The 315-nt window shown below is 71.7% G+C and carries 1 rRNA gene; it reads left to right on the forward strand.

Features of this window, described 5'->3' with window-relative positions:
• Window positions 1-178 precede the first annotated feature (178 nt).
• Window positions 179-294 (forward strand): 5S ribosomal RNA (gene rrf / locus DW754_RS09400).
• The last annotated feature ends 21 nt before the right edge of the window (window positions 295-315 follow it).

The following is a 315-nucleotide window of genomic DNA, read 5'->3' on the forward strand; positions in this document are numbered from 1 at the left end:
GCCGCACTAATCGCCCGAGCTCTTCCGGAACCGCACCTCGCGGCCCGCGGGACTTCGCGCTCGAAAGCGCGGTCCGGGCACGAGGATGCCCCCGAGTCAGATCTTTCCTATGCGCCATGCGGCCCCCAGGGCACGTGTATGCGATACCGGACACCGTAACGGTGGGCGCCGCCCACCGGTCAGCGGCCAGAGCATGGGGGGCACGCCCGGTCCCGTTCCGAACCCGGAAGCTAAGCCCCATCGCGCCGAGAGTACTGCGGGGCCAGCCCGTGGGAGGCCAGGGCGCCGCTGACCGGTGGACGGCACCGAGCCGTC

This window comes from Collinsella sp. AM29-10AC, assembly GCF_003469085.1.
GTDB lineage: Bacteria > Actinomycetota > Coriobacteriia > Coriobacteriales > Coriobacteriaceae > Collinsella.